General features: G+C 43.8%; 13 protein-coding genes and 1 pseudogene. 2 read left to right on the forward strand and 12 right to left on the reverse strand.

Features of this window, described 5'->3' with window-relative positions; all coding sequences use genetic code 11:
• Positions 1 to 244 precede the first annotated feature (244 nt).
• Positions 245 to 1465: a PucR family transcriptional regulator gene (locus SFC66_RS01580; protein ID WP_411216955.1), complete on the reverse strand. Its 1221-nt coding sequence runs from the start codon at positions 1463 to 1465 to the stop codon at positions 245 to 247.
• Positions 1466 to 1693: 228 nt separating this feature from the next.
• Here SFC66_RS01580 and SFC66_RS01585 point away from each other — a divergent pair, with 228 nt between their 5' ends.
• Positions 1694 to 3700: a methyl-accepting chemotaxis protein gene (locus tag SFC66_RS01585; protein WP_411216956.1), complete on the forward strand. Its 2007-nt coding sequence runs from the start codon at positions 1694 to 1696 to the stop codon at positions 3698 to 3700.
• An 82-nt stretch (positions 3701 to 3782) separates the two neighbouring features.
• Here the strand turns inward: SFC66_RS01585 and SFC66_RS01590 are convergent, their stop codons facing one another.
• The 9 genes and pseudogenes from SFC66_RS01590 to SFC66_RS01630 all read right to left on the reverse strand — a co-directional run bounded on the left by SFC66_RS01590 (position 3783) and on the right by SFC66_RS01630 (position 14435).
• Positions 3783 to 4835: a family 20 glycosylhydrolase gene (locus SFC66_RS01590; protein ID WP_411216957.1), complete on the reverse strand. Its 1053-nt coding sequence runs from the start codon at positions 4833 to 4835 to the stop codon at positions 3783 to 3785.
• Positions 4836 to 5145: 310 nt separating this feature from the next.
• Complete coding sequence (locus SFC66_RS01595; RefSeq protein ID WP_411216958.1) at positions 5146 to 6321, reverse strand: GTP-binding protein; 1176 nt, start codon at positions 6319 to 6321, stop codon at positions 5146 to 5148.
• A 3-nt stretch (positions 6322 to 6324) separates the two neighbouring features.
• Positions 6325 to 6594, reverse strand: a complete 270-nt coding sequence (gene rpsN / locus SFC66_RS01600; protein WP_411216959.1) for a 30S ribosomal protein S14 — start codon at positions 6592 to 6594, stop codon at positions 6325 to 6327.
• 16 nt (positions 6595 to 6610) lie between these two features.
• Entirely contained in the window at positions 6611 to 7813 is a 1203-nt protein-coding gene (locus SFC66_RS01605; protein WP_411216960.1) for a GTP-binding protein, read from the reverse strand.
• A 57-nt stretch (positions 7814 to 7870) separates the two neighbouring features.
• On the reverse strand, positions 7871 to 8875 hold the full coding sequence (locus SFC66_RS01610; protein WP_411216961.1) for a CobW family GTP-binding protein: 1005 nt from the start codon (positions 8873 to 8875) through the stop codon (positions 7871 to 7873).
• 820 nt (positions 8876 to 9695) lie between these two features.
• A complete protein-coding gene (locus SFC66_RS01615; RefSeq protein WP_411217727.1) occupies positions 9696 to 10640 on the reverse strand; it encodes an ABC transporter ATP-binding protein in 945 nt (314 codons plus the stop codon).
• Between the two features lie 21 nt (positions 10641 to 10661).
• Positions 10662 to 11323 (reverse strand): annotated as a pseudogene (locus tag SFC66_RS01620) (ABC transporter transmembrane domain-containing protein); the annotation flags it as partial.
• A 627-nt stretch (positions 11324 to 11950) separates the two neighbouring features.
• Positions 11951 to 13498, reverse strand: coding sequence for an L-glutamate gamma-semialdehyde dehydrogenase (pruA, locus tag SFC66_RS01625; RefSeq protein ID WP_411216962.1), 1548 nt, complete (start codon positions 13496 to 13498; stop codon positions 11951 to 11953).
• Between the two features lie 19 nt (positions 13499 to 13517).
• Positions 13518 to 14435, reverse strand: coding sequence for a proline dehydrogenase family protein (locus tag SFC66_RS01630; protein ID WP_411216963.1), 918 nt, complete (start codon positions 14433 to 14435; stop codon positions 13518 to 13520).
• A gap of 244 nt (positions 14436 to 14679) precedes the next feature.
• Here SFC66_RS01630 and SFC66_RS01635 point away from each other — a divergent pair, with 244 nt between their 5' ends.
• Positions 14680 to 15717, forward strand: coding sequence for an endo-1,4-beta-xylanase (locus SFC66_RS01635; RefSeq protein WP_411216964.1), 1038 nt, complete (start codon positions 14680 to 14682; stop codon positions 15715 to 15717).
• A 67-nt stretch (positions 15718 to 15784) separates the two neighbouring features.
• Here the strand turns inward: SFC66_RS01635 and SFC66_RS01640 are convergent, their stop codons facing one another.
• Positions 15785 to 16357 (reverse strand): YrvL family regulatory protein, encoded by a 573-nt coding sequence (locus SFC66_RS01640; RefSeq protein WP_411216965.1) that lies wholly within the window; start codon positions 16355 to 16357, stop codon positions 15785 to 15787.
• 7 nt (positions 16358 to 16364) lie between these two features.
• Positions 16365 to 16877, reverse strand: a complete 513-nt coding sequence (locus tag SFC66_RS01645; RefSeq protein ID WP_411216966.1) for a hypothetical protein — start codon at positions 16875 to 16877, stop codon at positions 16365 to 16367.
• Positions 16878 to 17054: the final 177 nt, after the last annotated feature.

Raw genomic sequence — 17054 nt, forward strand, 5'->3', positions numbered from 1 at the left:
ACACATAACCACCTTTCCTCTTTCATTGCCAAGTCATCAGATGAGTTGACGACTTGTTACTGCTATTAAACACCGATTACATATATTTGTCAATTCAATCATGACTATTTTCAGAAATCTTTATAGTAATAGAACAAATCACACTAGCATTTATGCAAAACAAAACACCACCTTTACAGTTCGCACATCAATGATCGAACCATAAATCGGAGGTGTTTCATTCTGCAGCATTGCGTATGCTTGTTTATTCCCTGCTTCTCGTCATCAAATCCAGCAGCAGCTGGAATTTCTGCATCACGTCTTTCAAATCAAGCTCGACTGCCTCATTAATCTGATTAATGCGATAATTGACCGTATTCGGGTGGACAAATAATGCTGAGGCTGTCGGTTTGATTTTGCAGTTGTGAAGCAAATATATTTCGAGTGTTTTCAGCAAATCTTTTTTACCATTTGGATCGAGCGACCTTATTTTTTCGAGATGTTCACTTTCGTATCCCAACTCGCTGTTCTTGTCGGCGATGGCTTGTAAATAGCGGCAAATATGCAGATCTTTATAATGAAGGGAAAGCGGGCGATGCGTTAGCCTGGCTGCCTGAATGACTTCTTTTGCTTGATTGGCACTTTTCAGCAAGTCCAGCGGTTCCTTGAACATATCTCCTATTCCGCTGCTGACAGTGGCTGCTTTGTCCTTTGCATAATCTTTGATCCGCTGAATGACTTCTCTTGCCAATGCTTCTATCGGAGCATCAGCTTTTTTACCGCCAAGCACAATCAGAAGCGTTTCTCCCTGGATGAGCACATGATGCAGCTTATCCTCCAGCTGCAAGGAAGTCTGGGCAACCTGCTGGAGATCATACAGCAGCTTCTCGTCTTTTGCAGTCAGTTCAGCCGCCGCAACAGCAAAGTATTCCGGCAATTGCACGCCATACTCCTTTGCTCCCCATTCCAAGTCGGTAGTGGATAAATAATGCCGATTGAATACATACTGATAAAATTGTTCTTCTTTTTCCTCTTGCTTCAGCTTTGATTTTTGGATGTCATAAATGAGTTTGCCGATATGAAAAGAAATATCATACAAAAAGTCGATTCCTTCAACCGGAAGCAACTCCCCTATTTGCTGAATCCATATGTAGCCCATGACGCGTCCATTATGCTTGGCACTGACGACAATCCTGGTATTCAATCCGATCTCCGGCATTGCTTCCACTACAAAAGGACGGTCATACGTTTTCAATTTATTGACGACTCCTGCTTCTATGAACGTCTCATAAATTGGCAATGTCCATTTTTTCGTGAAGATCGTCTGCTGATTCGCTTCATCGAAATGCTGGATATAATGCGAATTGTATGCCAGTAAGGTATAGTCGGCACTCTCGACGATCACTGGCCGTTCCAGCTCGAAGCTAAGCAGATCGATGACTGCATCCAAGTCATTTATGGATAGTACTCGATTGAATAACTCCATGGCCCACTCCCCTAAGCTTTTCTTTTTATCATACTCCAGCCGAGACATATTTCCTAGATGTGATTTCTACTTCCTTCCTATCTTGCTGCAGCAATTTTTCCCAATATATATCCAGAAAGCGTCATGAATTTACAATTTTTTAATACCTTTCTTATTACGACTACATAATTCATTAATAATACCGATAAAAACAACATAGAGAAAAAGAACAGAGGTGTAACGAATTTAATGAATGCAACTAAAAAAAGAGGTAATTTCTTCACACGTAAAATCCTTCGAAAGATTCTTTACCCTGTTGTCGCAATGTTCATTTTATCAGGTATCCTGACAGCATTTCTCAGCTATGAATTCAGCCGCGAGACAATGCTTGAGAGCCAGACAAAAACGATGCGGGAACAAACTATCATTCAGTTAGATAACAACTACAATCTATTTCTTGATAATATCCAAACGACAACTAACAGCATAAGTTCGATGGAGTCGATCAGAAATTATGATCCGGAACGTCTTGTCCGGACATTGGAAAGCAGTACAAAAGAAAATCCCAATGTCGAAAGCATTTTCTATCAGCCGATCGATGGCGAGATAGTCTCGTATCCGCAAGTCGATTTAGGTGATGATTTCGATCCGACAAGCCGTCCTTGGTACAAGCTAGGCTTGGAGCTGGATGAGCGCCCAGCTTATACAGATCCTTATATCTCAAAATCCTCTAATGAATTTGTAGTGGATAGCGTTAAACCTGTCTTTGATACAGACAATAATCTCAAAGGTTTAGTCGTAGTCGAGTTCAATCTCTCCAGACTTACAGAACTGACTTCCAATGTTCAAGTCGGCAAAACAGGATATGCAGCAGTCTTTGATAAGAAAGGGCAATATCTGGCACATCCAGATAAAGAACTCCTTGCTACCGATGCTTCCGGCGAAGCGTTCTGGAAGAAAATATTGCAAACGGGTTCTACAGGTATCATCAATTACGACTTCCAAGATGAAGAACGCGCCATGGCTTTCACTACAAATGATCGCACAGGATGGACGATTGCAGCCATCGTACCTACGCAGGAATTCAGCGATGAAGCACAGGGCATCATCCTGCCATTGGCGATTACAGTATTGATCGTCATAGCTATTGCAGTTCTTGTCACGTTCTTTGTCATCAGCTCCGTCATAAAGCCTATCAAGAAACTCCGGGAAAAGATGAAGCTTGTTGAAAAAGGTGATTTGACGGTACAGATGAACAGCAATGCTGCTGATGAAACGGGCAGCCTTTCCCGCAGCTTTGATAATATGATTGGTAATATCCATAGCATGATGCAGCATAATACATCCATCTCCACCAATGTACAGTCGGCTTCCCAGGCACTTGCTGCCAATGCGGAAGAAAATGCGGCCACTTCAGCAGAAGTAGCGGCGACCATGGAAGAGATATCTGCCGGAACCACAAGTCTTGCAGAAATCATGGAAAAAAATACGGTGGCAACGGAAGCATTATCGGAAAATATCAAACTGGTGAATACACATAACCAACAAGTGTACGAAGGCGCTTTGGAAATGACCAAATCAGCGGAAATCGGCGGTACCCAAATGCAGCAGCTGATCGAGCAATCCAAAGAAGCCATCGATGCTACCGGCAAAATAGAATCAGCGGTTAACAGCCTGCAGAAAAAATCCGCCAATATCGGCAATATCGTTGACACCATCACCGATATTGCTGGTCAGACAAATTTACTGGCACTCAATGCAGCCATCGAAGCTGCGCGTGCAGGCGAGAGCGGAAAAGGCTTTGCAGTCGTAGCAGACGAAGTACGCAAACTTGCCGAGCAAACAGAACGCGCACTTCGCGATATCGGATCGATTGTCCAGGAAATCCAGCTGGAGACAGCCGAAACGGCAGACTTCGCCTCCAAGACAGGCGCAGTAGTCCGAGGCCAAGAAACAGCAGTCAACAATACGAAAGACATTTTCATCCAAATCCAAGAAGCAATTGCCCACAACATGGAATTGACCGGACGGACGAAGGAAGAAATGAAAGCCATGATGGACCGGGAAGCTATTCTTTCGACCAATACTGGCGAAATTGCCGCAATCAGCCAGCAGACAGCAGCTGGAACAGAAGAAATCACAGCATCGGTAGCAGACCAGACCCATTCCATGGAACAATTGAAAGAACTTGCCGAGGAGCTCGAACAAAATGCAAGCACACTGCAAGAGCAGCTACAGCAATTCAAATTGAAATAAGTAACGCTATCTAAGAAAATCCCTTCCAAACAGACTTGGAAGGGATTTTTACTACAGCTATTTCATTATTTTGATACCTGCTTTACGACTGAAGAAAGCTCCGGATCAAAGGCAACTCTTGTTCCAGTAATTGTTCCTGGTTCAAGTCCCCTGCATCTTCGCCCCAAAACGTTAAACCGGCTCCTTTGATATTGGCTGTATCAACTGTTTGATAATAATCTGAGAGATAGTAGAACTTATTGTATGCATAAGCCCAGCTCATATAGTCGATTTGCTCCGCTATATCTTCCTGCGTAAAACGGGCTGATGGCAGGAAGTATAAAGAGTAGGCATTATAGTTATAAACGGAAAATCCCCACTTCTCGAAATCCTCGACAGTCAAACTTTCCCCGCCGTCTGATAGTGTGCGCTGCTGCCAGTAAAGAATGGAATAACTACGATCCAATTGCGGTATGCCATCAGGCGTAATGCTGTCATTCCACATTTGCGGCTGATAATTGTTCTGTTTGGCCGTCTTAGCGATCTGATTCATAAAGTCGATGAAATCAGACTGATGCGCTTCACTACCCGGCACTTCATCCCCGCCAAGTACGATTCGCTGTTTCCCATCAAATTTTGGCTGATAAAACAGTTCAAGCACTTCTTTCAATAGAGAATTCGCAGTGTTCAATGCCTCTATATTTTGGTGATAATCAAGTGTATCATCACTATAATCGGTTTTGATCATATCGTACAGTTGCCTGTCTTTCGCTTCTATCAGCCGCAGCCATCCATTGGAATGCGATGGCAGATCAATATCGGGAATGACTAATATATTTCTATCGTTACTATAATTAATAAGTGATAAAAGTTCGTTTTTTGTTAAATATGTATCATTGGTGTTTTCACTGTTCTGACCAAGGAAGTCCGATGCAATAGCATAATTCTCGTTATCGGAGAAATGCAGCTGCAAGTAGTTCCCGCCATTTGCACTTATCTCGTCGATGATGGCTTTTAACGTTTGAATGGAGTAGTGTTTTCTAGCAATATCGATTGTAATCCCTTTCTCATGATCTTGGGCGTGCACTGTGTTCGACATCGCAAGAAACAGAAGTATACCAGCTGTTGTAATAGAAAGAAATTTAATCAATTCCATCTTCCCCTCATCTTCTTAGATTCTTTAAAGTATTGTGCAATTACCATTTTTGTAAACAGCGGGACGGTATGACAAATTATTCACACTTGCTTTCCCGTATTCTTGCTACTTTAAACTCTAGATACTATCGTTTCATCCCTCCTACTGGCATGAGATAGTTGACTCCTATCAGGGGGCAGCCACACAAACAGATACCCAGCTTAGTCTACATAGAAAAAACACCTTCATGTTTTATTTCGGATACCTATGGTCCGTTTTCAACTCTGAAGATGTTTTTTTATTTATTCGAGATTCGTGAACGTGCATTACATCATATAAAGGCCGGCAAAGGATCAGTAAATACCGCACTATCCATCAGCATTTCTTCATCCGTAAGCACACAATCATCCAAACTTCTTATCAATTCTTCCCGGGGCATATCGATGCCGATGAAGACTAATTCTGTCATTCTATCGCCGTATTCCGGATGCCACCTGGCTTCTAGCTGTTCATCTTCTGCCCGTAAAGCTGCTTGTTCAGCAGGCGGATAAGCCGCAACCCACGGTCCTGCTGCTTCAATGCTGAGTGACCGTCCGGCTTGGGACAATAAACCACTAGCGTCAGGCCGGGAGGCGAGCCAGAAAAAGCCCTTCGCCCGCACCACTTGCTTCGGCCAATTTTCAAGCCATCTGAGCCAGCGCACTGGATGGAATGGCCGCCTTTTACGGTAAACGAATGATGCTATACCATATTCCTCCGTTTCCGGAATATGCTCACTGTTCAGCTCTTGAATCCACCCGGCAGACTGGCTCGCTTTGTCGAAAGAAAATTTCTTTGTATTTAACACAAGTTTCGGATCCACTTGTCCATACTCCGTTTCATGAATATCTGCTTCGGGATTCAGCGTGTGTAGCAGGCTATGGAGCTGCTGCAGTTCATGCACTTCCAATTGATCTATCTTATTCAATAAAATGACATCGGCAAACTCAATTTGATCCAGCAGCAAATCGGAAATCTCCCGCTCATCTTCAGCTACCGCCTGCTGCTGCCGGTCCAGCAGATTTTCACCTGACTGATAGTCATGCCAGAAGCTGCCGGCATCCACAACGGTGACCATTGTATCCAATCGGCACTTGGCTGATAAATCGATGCCAAGAACATCTTCCTGATACGTAAAGCTCTGCGCGACCGGAATCGGCTCGGAAATGCCTGTTGATTCCACCACGATATAGTCGAGATCCAAATCTGCCAGTTTATCGATTTCCACAATCAAATCTTCTCGCAGTGTACAGCAAATACAGCCGTTTTCAAGCTGGATCAGTTTTTCATCCGTCCGTCTCAATCCGCCCTGCTCGACTAAATGCGCATCGATGTTGATTTCACTCATATCATTCACAAGCAAACCGATTTTCAAATCTTGTTTGTTAAGAAGCAGATGGTTCAAAAGTGTCGTCTTCCCTGCTCCAAGATAACCGCTCAACACGGTCACCGGAATTCTTTGGTCCATCGCTTACCAGCTCGCTTTCCTCACACCAGGCACTTGCCCTTTATGCGCATACTCACGGAACTTGATCCGGCTCATGCCGAATTGACGCATATAGCCGCGCGGACGGCCGGTGATTTCACAACGGTTTTTCAAGCGTGTCGGCGATGAATCACGCGGCAACTTGCTTAGCGCTTCATAATCGCCTTTCTCCTTCAATTCCCTTCTTAACTCGGCGTATTTGAGCACCATTTCCTGTCTTTTTTTCTCTTTGGCGATTTTTGATTTCTTTGCCATTGTTTCTTCCTCCTTTTTATTGTGCAGTCTGGATGTTCCAGCGAAACGGATCGGCTAATTGCGACCAGTCGCCAGCAAGTTCAGCTTCCGTCAGCAGACAGCTGTCGAGCTCATTCGTAATTGCCTGCTGATCCAAATCGGTGCCGATGAACACGAGCTGCGTTTTTCTGTCACCGTATTGTGGATGCCATTCTTTATTGATGGACGGATTCTCCCTGCGGAGTAACTCCTGTCGTTCGGCATCCAATGACGCCACCCAATACGATACTGGTTCGATATTGGCTGCTGGTCCTGCTTGTGACAGCAACAAGGCGAATTCATTGCGCGTTGCACACCAACTTATCCCTTTGGAACGGATGATATTTTCCGGCATCGTTTCAACAAACTGCATGAAGCGCTCCGAATGGAATGGATGCTGCCGGACGTATGTGAATGAACCGATACCATATTCTTCTGTTTCCGGCGTGTGCTGCTCTGGCCCGTTTTCCAGTTCCTTCAGCCAGCCAGCCGATGAGCTGACTTTGTCAAAATCAAAGGATTGGGTGAACAGAATATCCTTGGGGTCCACTTTTCCGTGCGTCGTTTCGATGATCCTTGCTTCTGGCTGCAATAGACGCAGCACATGCTTCAATTGCTTCAAAGCTTCTTCTTCTACCAAATCACATTTATTCAGAATCAGGACATTACAAAACTCGATTTGATCCAGCAGCAAATCAGCGATTTCCCTTTCATCGTCAGCAGCCACTTCCTGCTGGCGATCGAGCAGACTTTCACCAGAACCAAAGTCATGCCAAAAACGGTTGGCATCCACCACCGTCACCATCGTGTCCAATGTGGTGAAGTCGGATAGATTGATATTCAGCTGCTCATCTATATAGGTGAATGTCTGCGCAACAGGTACAGGTTCACTGATACCGCTGGACTCGATGAGGATATAGTCAAAGCTGCCATTTTGCGCCAGCTTCTCGACTTCCACCAGCAAGTCATCCCGCAGCGTGCAGCAGATGCAGCCGTTGGACATCTCAACCAGCTGCTCATCGACACGCGATAATGTCCCTTCGTTTTCGACCAACCCAGCATCGATATTGATTTCGCTCATGTCGTTGACGATGACCGCCACCTTCAAGCCATCACGATTATGGAGAATGTGGTTGAGCAGCGTCGTTTTTCCAGCTCCAAGATAACCACTCAGCACAGTCACAGGTATTTTCTTTTTCATAATAACCTCCCAATTGTAATTATTACGATTTAAATAAGGGTAAATTTTTTTTGTGCTTTATGCACTTGTAAGAAAGTCATCAATTTCCCCTAGACAATATGCAAACCCGGATTCCAGCTCCGCTTCATCCAAATCCCGGCCTATGAAAACAAGCTCATTCTGCTTGTTCTCTCCGCGTTTCCATTCCCTATCTGCAGTACTGGCAAATAACATATGCACACCTTGGAACAGCACCCGCCTGCTCTGCCCCCTCACGTGGAGGATCCCTTTATAACGGAATAAGCTCTCCCCTTTTATTTGCACAAGGTATGAAAACCATCTATCCAAACGTTCCGGGTCGATCTGTCGTTCATCCTTCAGCACGATTGCTTGGATGTCATCATGATGGTGATGATGATGCTCCAGCATATCAGGCCGGATTTGCAATTTTTGATCCAGTGAGAAACTGAAAACATCAAGCAGCTTGAACAATGGAACTTTGCTATTTTCCGTAAAGAAGATTTCCGCCTCTGGATTCATTCCTTTGATGCGCGTCTCAAGCATCTTCAGTTCTTCTTGCGAGACAAGATCCTGTTTATTCACTATGATTTTATCTGCAAAAGCAATCTGCTCCCGAGCAACTGCATGCGCGTCCAATTGTCTGTCGGTATGTAACGCATCCACGACTGTACATACACTATCCAGCTCGAACCAATATCGCATCACATCATCCATCAGAAATGTCTGGATGACAGGCGCCGGGTTGGCAAGTCCCGTTGTCTCGATGATCACGCGTTTCAGTTCAGTTCCTTCCTTATGTGCGCGAACAAGCATGTCTTTGAGTATCCTTATCAGATCACCGCGGACATTACAGCAAATACAGCCATTATTGATTTCAATTATCTCTTCCGTCGTTTCCTCGACAAATTTGCCGTCAATGCCTGTCTCACCGAATTCATTGATGATGACCGCAGTATTATTGCTTCGCACATCGCGAAGTATCCGGTTCAAAAGCGTCGTTTTTCCTGCTCCAAGAAATCCCGTCAATATAGTAACCGGAATTTTATTTGCTCCGTCAGTCATGCTACACCCCTCGACCTAATTCGTAATTGTTACGATTTAAATCATACAACATGAAATACAGCTTGTAAAGTCTGTCACCAGAATTTTGTCTGTAAGAGAACTTTACAAAGTGTTTGTTAGGTTAATGAAGAGTCTGTAAAATGGGTTTCAATATATCCTGTATCGGGTATAATCTGTGTGAATCACGAAAAGGAGAGATGAAATATGATCAACAAACTAGAAGACACACCAAAAGTAATCCATTGCAAAGACGATGCTGAATTCAGAGACTGGCTGACAAAATTGAGTGATCCAGAGAATGAAGAAGAGTTAGATGGCTGACCCCCTCTCCTCTATCTTCTTTTTTAATTCCCCATATATAAAAGCGTGCCAATGATGGCACGCTTTCTCCGTTTTATGGACAAGTTTTGTTTACTATCACTAATTTAAGCAATGACATTTCTGAGTTTAGCCTTCACCTCAAATCTTTCTGCTTTTTCCTCCTCTTTTTATTATCTTGTACGATAAGGATTTTAGATACTGCAATGATTAAGACACTTATTACAGCAACATAATAAGCCCAGTAACCGTCTGCAATAGCGAAAAGCAGCGCAATGATAAATAGTACGAAGAGAATAAAAAACTCAAAAAACAAAAAGAAAGTTCGCATAAAAACCACCTTTTACATTTATCTTCCATAATAATTAATCATTTTACAATAGATTGATAGATATAGTGATCGCAATTGAAGTAACTCCATTAATTTCTTGAATAAACAGAGATGACTTTTAACATTTACTAAAGTGGTTGCAGAAAACAGAAGTAAAGTAAATCCGTCATATTATACAGGTTGTCCATCCAGCACATTTAGGACTTCACTGTCATGATTCATTTGTTCGGTAATCACTCTGACATAGTATTCATTTCTTTGAACCAATTCCTCATGTGTCCCAATATCCTCTAGCCGCCCATCTTTTATGACAGCTATTTTGTCAGCACCTTTCACGGTGGAGAGCCTATGCGCGATGATGATGAACCCGACCTCCCCTTTCAAACGGGATACTGTTTTAATCAACTCCTGTTCCGTATCACTATCGACATTGGACGTATATTCATCTAATAATATAAAGGAACTTCTTCTTAAGAACGCCCTCGCGATAGCTATCCTCTGTTTCTGACCGCCGGAAAGATAACTGCCGTAGTCACCCATATCCGAATCATAGCCAGCATCCAGTTTCATGATAAAGTCATGAGCGCTTGCTTGTTTGGCAGCAAAGATCACTTCTTCGTCCGTGGCTGCTGGGTTCGCGTATTTGATATTATCTTTGATCGTTCCATTGAATAAGAAAGTATCTTGTGAAACAAGACTTAAACCTTTCCGCCAGATTTGGGGTGCGATATCTCGGAATGACATGTCATCGATCAGCATGTCACCTCCCATCGGTTCATAAAATCTTTCCAGAAGATTGATAATGGTAGATTTCCCCGCTCCGCTCTCGCCAATCAAAGCAAGCACTTCCCCTCGATGAACAGAAAGAGATAAGTCTGAAATGACATTGTCTTTTTTATTGTAAGAGAATGAGACCTTTTCCATTTTCAATTCATTGAATGAGAATGCTTTCTGGCTATCAACCTCTATTTGCTTTTCTTCTTTTGCCATTAAGATCCTGAATACTTGTCTTAAAGATCCCTTTGCTTCGTGATATTCACTTACCTTCATCCCTATCCCGACAACATAAGTAAGAGCATAGAATAAATACAAAACAAAAGCTACCAGTGTTCCCATGGTCACAGCACCAGATCCCAGACGCCAGAAACCAAATACAACGACGATAGCAATGACAACGGAACTAAGAATGGCCAGCAAAGGATAAATCATGGCATCCAATATGGCTTCTTTAATACTCAATTGATACATGTCAGCAAAAAACTTTTTTCCTCTTTCCCGTTCATCTTCTTCCCTGCCATAGGCTTCAACATCACAAGCACAGTCAACCATACGTCCACAAAAAATAGGATAACGAGAGTACCGATTACAGCTATGAAACTTATTAACACACTCATCAACCCTTCGGTTAAGACAGATGAAATCAAGGTAGTATCATTTGTGAGACGCGTGATTAAAGCATCGGATTTGTTTTTTTGGAAATAAGACACTGGTAACTTTAAGATTTTGTTCCAAAGAAGCTCTCTTAATAAAAATACGATTTTCTCTTCTGTAAATTGTGTAATAGCACCAGAAGCCGTCCCGGAAATACTATTTACAATCAGTAAACCAACAACAATAACAATTATAGTCCAGTCTATCATCTGGTTCGAAAATTGATCTACTACCTCTTTTATGAGCAATGGTGATACTAGAGTTAAGCTCGTACCAATCAAAGAAAGGATAAAGGCTGCTCCCAAAGCAACCCTGCTCTTCGTTGGCAGTATAGTATGTATAATCTCTTTTATTTCATTCTTTAACATTTGTGTAAGGTTCCCCCACTTAAAGATAAATATAGGTAATAGTATAAACCATTAACCATATTATACCAACACGACACGCAACTTTAGTGAGATGATTTAAATGGTAGTATCAAAACCTTTCCACGGGTACTCGCTTAAGCAATTGCTATTTGTGTAATCATAGAAAGAGGCTGCTTCCATTTTGCAGGAGCAGCCTCTTTCTTTCTATTCTATCTATTGTATTTAATTACTAACCAGTCTTTTCCGCTTTTCGATGGTGTCTAGCTACAGAAATCAGAAACTGCGGCCTAAGCAATGAATCCCTACGTGGGAATTACGCCCACTTCGGGCTCCCACACTTATTCCTTCGTTTCTAACCGATTTCTTCCGCTTTTCGTGTTGTCCAGCTACAAAGACCAGAAACTGCGGCCTAAGCGTTGAATCCCTGCGTGGCGAAAACACCCACTCCGGGCTCCCACACTTATTCCTTCGTTTCTAACCGATTTCTTCCGCTTTTCGGGTTGTCTAGCTCCGAAAGCCAGGAACTGCGCCGGAAGTGATAAATCCTTGCGTAAGGAAAGTACACCTTACTCCGGGCTCCCTTGCTTACCGCTCCGTTTCTAACCGGTCTTTTCCGCTTTTCGTGTTTTAATACATCTCACTAACAGTCTTCGCCAGCATATGCAGCTGCAGATAATCCGGGCCGCCGGCTTTGGAGTCGGTGCCGGACATTTTGAAGCCGCCGAATGGGTGGTAGCCGACGATGGCGCCGGTGCAGTTGCGGTTGAAGTACAGGTTGCCGACATGGAAGCGTTCTTTGGCGTATTCGATGTGGGCTCTGTTTTTCGTGATCACTGCGCCTGTCAGGCCGTACTCTGTGTTATTGGCAACGTCGATTGCTTCCTCGAAGCTGGATACTTTCGAGAATCCCAGGACTGGCCCGAAGATTTCTTCCTGCATGATGCGGGATGTCGGGGACAGTTCCGAGAAAATGGTCGGCTGGATGAAGAAGCCTTTGCTGTCATCACTGGAGCCGCCGCTCACGAGCTTGCCTTCTTGTTTGCCGACTTCGATATATTCGGTGATTTTATCGAAGGAAGCTTGGTCGATGACAGGTCCCATATAGACATCTGCACTTTCCGGAGCTGCTGTGATCCGGGATTCCGTGATTTCGATTACGCGCTGCAAAACAGCGTCGTATACGTTCTCATGCACAACTGCCCGTGAGCCAGCTGAGCATTTTTGTCCGGCAAAGCCAAACGCAGAGACAGCAATGGCATCTGCTGCAAGCTCAATATCGGCATCCTCATCCACGACAATCGTATCTTTGCCACCCATTTCCGCAATCACCCGCTTCAGATGCTGCTGACCCGGCTGTACTTTCGCCGCTTTTTCGAAAATGCGAGTACCTACATCACGTGAGCCTGTGAATGTGATGATGCTTGTTTTCGGATGCTCGACCAGATAGTCGCCTACTTCTGCACCACTTCCCGGGACAAAGTTGATGACGCCTTTTGGCACACCCGCTTCTTCCAATACTTTTACGAACTGTGCTGCGATGACAGGCGTTGCACTCGCCGGCTTCAGGACTACCGTATTACCTGTCACCAATGGTGCTACCGTCGTTCCAGCCATGATCGCGAACAAGAAGTTCCACGGGGAAATGACGACAGTCACACCTGTTGCTGTGTAAATATAGCGATTCGCTTCCCCTTCACGGGACATGACAGGTTTGCCTGGCGCAATCTCCATCATCTGACGTGCATAATATTCCATGAAATCGATTGCTTCCGCTGTATCTGCATCGGCTTCTTTCCATGGCTTTCCGGCTTCCTTCACAAGCAATGCCGAGAAATAGTGCTTTTTGCGACGCACGATTGCGGCTGCCCGCATCAAAATATGGGCCCGCTCCTCGGGCTTTGTATAACGCCATGTTTCGAAAGCAGTCGCAGCTGCTTCAATGGCACGTTCTGCATGCTCCTGGGAAGCTTTGGATACTTCCCCGACAACTTCTTCTTTATCAGCTGGGTTGATGGAGACGATTTTCTCATCAGTCGTCACTTTTTCACCGTCGATCACAAGCGGGTACGAGTCTCCCATCACTTTTTGTACCTGCTCCAGCGCTTTGTGGAAAGCTTGCTGCTCCTTCTCCTGCGTGAAATCGGTGAACGGTTCATGTTTATAAGGTGTCGTCATGATCAATCGCTCCTTTGGTTTATTTTTTGGTCATACCTTTGAAAGCAAAAGCAATATTTGCAGGGCGCTCGGCCAATCTGCGCATGAAGTAGCCGTACCAGTCATCGCCATACGGCAAGTAAATACGGACTTTATAGCCCTGTTTGACGAGTTCCTGCTGCAGCTGCTGGCGCATGCCATACAGCATCTGAAATTCAAATTTGTCTTTCCCTATCCCTTTTTCCAAGGCATAATGTTTCGTAAAGGATACCATCCGGTCATCATGCGTTGCGATGGCCGTGTAGCTGCCGCTGTCAAGCTGCTTGGCAATCAGCTTACGGTAGTTGCTATCCACATCCTGCTTTTCCTGGAAAGCAACCGACTTCGGTTCTTTGTACGCTCCTTTGACCAAGCGGATGAATGGCTGCAGATGCTTCATTTGATCCAGATCTTCCCCGCTGCGGTAAAGATACGCCTGAATGACCGTACTCACATTCTGATAATCCGCTTTCAGCTCTTGGAATAAATCCAATGTCTTTTGACAGCGTTCTGAATCTTCCATATCAATCGTCACCATCACACCCAGACGATCCGCAGCCGTCAGTATCCGACACAGGTTCAGGCGGACAAGCTCTTCGCTGATATCAAGTCCGAGTGATGTCAGTTTCAAGGAAACCTGCGCATCCAAACCTGCTTGCTTGATGACCTCTAGTGCTGCGACAACCTCGCCAGCCCGTTCCACTGCTGTATGCGGATTTGCCACGTATTCACCAAGATGATCGACAGTCACACTCATTCCGTCTTTATTCAATGTTCTGATGAATGGTATAGCTTGATCGAAGGATACACCTCCGACAATTTTGCCCTTGACCATCCGGATACCGTATAAGTTAGCCAGCTTGTTCAATGGCTGGTTTTTTGCTAAATACAAGAAAAAATTGCGAGATAAAGCTTCCAACTGTGACACCTCCCAATCCACTTGCACATGTGCTATATCCTCATTGTAGAGCGCAATTAAAAGGCTTTCAATATGCAGAAAAAACAAACAATTATCAGGTTTTTGTGTAAAATACACAAAAACTGTTTCAGAGCTACACATCACACGTTGGAAATGTCTGGTTTACAAAAGTGGACTTTTGGTAAAAGGAACGTAATTGCCGATTTCCCATCCGAACTATCATATGAATAATGGAGGGCTTCTATTGAAAAAGCGAAAATGGATAATGATCGGCGGTGCAATCCTCATTCTATGTATTGCAGTTGGAGGGTATCTGATGGAAAGACAAACATTGCGGAAATTAGCTGAAGACGATGAATTGCTCATAGGCAGTTCCATTCGCTATGACGCACTTATGGAAGATAGTGACTATAAAAACTTAGCCACGACGGAGTTTTCCAGCTGGACCATCGAAAACGAAATGAAGATGGATGCGATGCAGCCGGAACGAGGTGCTTTCAATTTTGTGAAAGTCGATGAAATGGTAGAAATGGCGCAGCAGCATGATATCGCAATCCGCGGCCATGTGCTTGTCTGGGGGGAAGCCCTGCCGGAATGGGTGACACAGCAAGCTGTCGACCGCGCTTCTGCTGAAGAAATCCTTAAAAATCATGTCCAGGAGGTTGCCTCCCATTATCGCGGCAGCATCGATACATTGGATGTTGTCAATGAAGCATGGAACGATGACGGCACTTTACGGGATACAATCTGGCTTCGTACCATCGGACCTGATTATATTCCGCTCGCTTTTCAATGGGCACACGAAGCCAATCCCGATGCGAAATTGTACTACAATGATTTCGGCAACGAAATGTCCAATGCTAAATCAGAAGCAATGCTTGAAGCACTGTCTATCTGGAAAGCAGAAGGCGTTCCCATTGATGGCATCGGCATGCAAACGCATGTGGATGCTGCCGACCCGCGCTTTTCCAAAGACCGTATTCAGGAATGGTTCAACCGCGTAGCAGATGCCGGCTTTGATATTGCCGTTACGGAAATGGACGTGAAACTGCAGAACCTGAGCAACGGCGACGCCAAGAACATACAAGCGGAACGCTACGGAGACGTTATGGAAGTTTGCTTGGATACACCAGCTTGCGGGGAGTTCACAGTTTGGGGCATTTCCGATAATCACAGCTGGGTCACCGAACAAGAATCCCCGAATGGAAAACCATTATTATTCGATGAAAACAGCCAGCCGAAAAAGGCTTATCATGTGATAAAAAGAAAACTATTTTTCTAAGATGGAAATCTCATTCCAAAATAAAAAGGCTGCCGGGACTTTCCCGACAGCCTTCTTAAAACTGTTTCTATTCATTCTTTATTCTCCGTACAGCTTGTATAATCTTTACTTTTGGTATGTCAGGGTGTCTGTCATTTATGATTCCAATACAATCAGCTACATTTTCACTTTGCAATGTTAACCTGATCTCTTGTTCAATACTCGGGTCTATCGTTTCATCGTGAGCGGTTGAATCTCTATCACTATTAGATTTGGCCGTCAATTTATTGATAGCGTATAGCATGATGGAGTGGACTAAAATGATTAAAATCTTAACAGTGTTCGGCAAGTTAATAGACTCAAATAGTGAATCCAATAGCAATATCACTGCTACACTGAAGAGAAAGTCTACAATGGCGGAGAGTTCATCTGTTATCTTCACTTTGTAGAATTCATTTATTATTTTCATTAAACTATCCACTACAATACTTATCAATAAGCTACAGATGTAAAATACCAAGAGGAAAAATAACAAACTTAGTAACCCAGAGTAATATCCACCCACAAGTTTAATAATCAGGATGTCAATAAGGATTACAGGCAGGAAGAGAATGATGAGCATAAGAAACGGAGACAAGGAAGATAAGAGATTTTTTATCATAGTTGTATTATAGCAAGTACTTTACAATAAAGTCAGCAAGAGCATCTGCATACTTATCAGGAATGCCTACAGCAGAAAATGCTTTATGAAGGCCATACCAAGTGTATGTCTCCGCAGTGTCAATGGCTCTGATAATTTTATTTCCATTCTTTTCAACGAAATTCCTCAATGATTTAGATGGAATAATGTCAGCGTGATCCACCATGAATTTCACTGCCTTTTTGATTACTGCACCTTTCCATTGAACAGAAAATTCCCCGTCCTTTTGAGAAACTTGTGTTTTGACATAATTCCCATATGTGATCATGTCGGCTTCTGTGACGCCATCCTCTTCAAGAATCTTTTCAAGTTCACTCATTTCCTGCAATGTAACTTCAACATCTGCTTCAACCTGGCTAGCTGAGCTGACTTCAGGAGAATCTGCAGCTGCTTTGGCACTTACTAAACTTGGACCTACACCTGCGAAAGCCATGGCACTTACTAATCCAACTGCAGCATACTTCGTGAACTTCTTGTTCATTTTTGATTCCTCCAAATAATTTGATGTACATGTTTACTATGTACTCGAGCCTATTATTCCAATTAATCCGCACTCTTTCAACCATAAAATGTAAGATAAAACCAAAAATTACTATCTAACTAGATAGTTTCTACCACTATTATTGATTTGCTTGGGCAAACCCATTTTTAAAACAGA

This window comes from Terribacillus saccharophilus (genome assembly GCF_046592895.1).
In the GTDB taxonomy this organism is placed as follows: Bacteria; Bacillota; Bacilli; order Bacillales; family Amphibacillaceae; genus Terribacillus; species Terribacillus saccharophilus_D.

Excerpts from the sequence above, each read along its gene's own strand:
- SFC66_RS01580 (WP_411216955.1), bottom strand. The coding sequence starts at position 1,465 with ATGGAGTTATTCAATCGAGTACTATCCATAAATGACTTGGATGCAGTC.
- SFC66_RS01585 (WP_411216956.1), top strand. The coding sequence starts at position 1,694 with ATGAATGCAACTAAAAAAAGAGGTAATTTCTTCACACGTAAAATCCTT.
- SFC66_RS01590 (WP_411216957.1), bottom strand. The coding sequence starts at position 4,835 with ATGGAATTGATTAAATTTCTTTCTATTACAACAGCTGGTATACTTCTG.
- SFC66_RS01595 (WP_411216958.1), bottom strand. The coding sequence starts at position 6,321 with ATGGACCAAAGAATTCCGGTGACCGTGTTGAGCGGTTATCTTGGAGCA.
- rpsN (WP_411216959.1), bottom strand. The coding sequence starts at position 6,594 with ATGGCAAAGAAATCAAAAATCGCCAAAGAGAAAAAAAGACAGGAAATG.
- SFC66_RS01605 (WP_411216960.1), bottom strand. The coding sequence starts at position 7,813 with ATGAAAAAGAAAATACCTGTGACTGTGCTGAGTGGTTATCTTGGAGCT.
- SFC66_RS01610 (WP_411216961.1), bottom strand. The coding sequence starts at position 8,875 with ATGACTGACGGAGCAAATAAAATTCCGGTTACTATATTGACGGGATTT.
- SFC66_RS01615 (WP_411217727.1), bottom strand. The coding sequence starts at position 10,640 with ATGGGAACACTGGTAGCTTTTGTTTTGTATTTATTCTATGCTCTTACT.
- pruA (WP_411216962.1), bottom strand. The coding sequence starts at position 13,498 with ATGACGACACCTTATAAACATGAACCGTTCACCGATTTCACGCAGGAG.
- SFC66_RS01640 (WP_411216965.1), bottom strand. The coding sequence starts at position 16,357 with ATGATAAAAAATCTCTTATCTTCCTTGTCTCCGTTTCTTATGCTCATC.
- SFC66_RS01645 (WP_411216966.1), bottom strand. The coding sequence starts at position 16,877 with ATGAACAAGAAGTTCACGAAGTATGCTGCAGTTGGATTAGTAAGTGCC.